The sequence below is a fragment of the Synechococcus sp. WH 5701 genome, assembly GCF_000153045.1.
Taxonomy (GTDB): Bacteria; Cyanobacteriota; Cyanobacteriia; order PCC-6307; family Cyanobiaceae; genus Regnicoccus_A; species Regnicoccus_A antarcticus.
This window is the reverse complement of the sequence record NZ_AANO01000119.1, coordinates 1-1,164: the sequence shown is the minus strand read 5'-3', so window position 1 is coordinate 1,164 and position 1,164 is coordinate 1. Positions and strand designations below refer to the sequence as shown.

Sequence of the window (1,164 nt, the reverse complement as noted above, 5' to 3'; positions counted from 1 at the left end):
GACCAGCCAGGAGAATCAGTGTGATGAAAGGGGTTGTCTTCCAAACATCAGCAAGCACCGTCACGATCCAAGTAACGGCGGGAGTGGAAAGGAGATTGAGTGGCCCGACTCCAACTACTTCCGCTAATTGCTCAATCGGTCCATAAGGAGTGTTGAAAATCCAACGCCAGCCAAGAGCCATCATTGTTGTCGGAAGAGCCCAGGGCAAAAGCGATAGAGCTCTTATGGCGCTGCGTCCTCGCCAGCGCTGGTCGAGGAGGAGAGCAATGGCGAGGGCCAGGATCAACTCCAGGCCAACGGAGACGATGGCAAATCTCGTTGTTTGACCGGCATCAAGCCAAAAGCGAGAGTCCGTGAGAAGACGCAACCAATTGGCACCCCCGTTTGGGATCGGAACTAACCCCGTAAGGACGGAGTCGGCATGAAAACTCAACCAGGCGTACCGAAGCATTGGCCAGCCAAAAACGACAGCCATTAACAACAACGCCGGGAGGGCAAGCAACACCGTCATGCTTCGGCCCCTGTTGCTTTGAGCAGCATGTCGCTTTTGGTTTGAACTCTGTTCATCGCGGCGGCTGAGGCAGCAGTTGCCGTGTCGATAGCGCGATTGGTCTTCGCTGGTTCGGCGGTTAGCAGGCCATTCAGTTGGCGTTGAAGAAGATCACTGAGCTGTGCATAAAGCGGTGATGGCGGCCTTGCAACGGAGTAGTCCAAAGCCTTCGCGATTTCAGGAAGGGCTGACGACACTGCGATGAGCTCTGGATCCGTAAACAAGCTTTTGCTGGTGGGGGTATAGCCCTGGTTGAGGAACCGTTCACGCTGCGCAGCTTCAGAGGTGAGATAGCGAATCGCTTCAACAGCGGCCTCTGGATGGGGTGACTGTTTGAGCAAGCTCAAACCCCAGCTGCCAACGGTGGCGGCTGGACTTTGATCCGGTTCCGCCACCATCAATGCAATTCCAACATTGCCTTGGACCTTGCTTTCGGGTTTTTGCAGCTCGGCCCAGGCATAAGGCCAGTTGCGCATGAATGCTGCATCCCCGGCTTTAAATGCTTGCAGCGACTCTGATTCGGAGTAATTGGTCACCGCTCTTGGACTGGCTCCAGTTGTGATCAGTGATTGCATCCAGGCGGCTGCGCGAGCTGCCGCCGTTGCGTCGAGTTC

Annotated in this window: 2 protein-coding genes; both read right to left on the bottom strand. The window is 55.7% G+C overall.

Features of this window, described 5'->3' with window-relative positions:
* Positions 1–511, bottom strand: a 511-nt coding sequence (locus WH5701_RS16385; RefSeq protein ID WP_006169912.1) for a carbohydrate ABC transporter permease, incomplete at its 3' end; no start/stop codon positions are given.
* The coding region (locus WH5701_RS16380; RefSeq protein WP_156776479.1) for an extracellular solute-binding protein at positions 508–1,164 on the bottom strand (657 nt) is incomplete at its 5' end. The genes WH5701_RS16385 and WH5701_RS16380, both read right to left, overlap by 4 nt.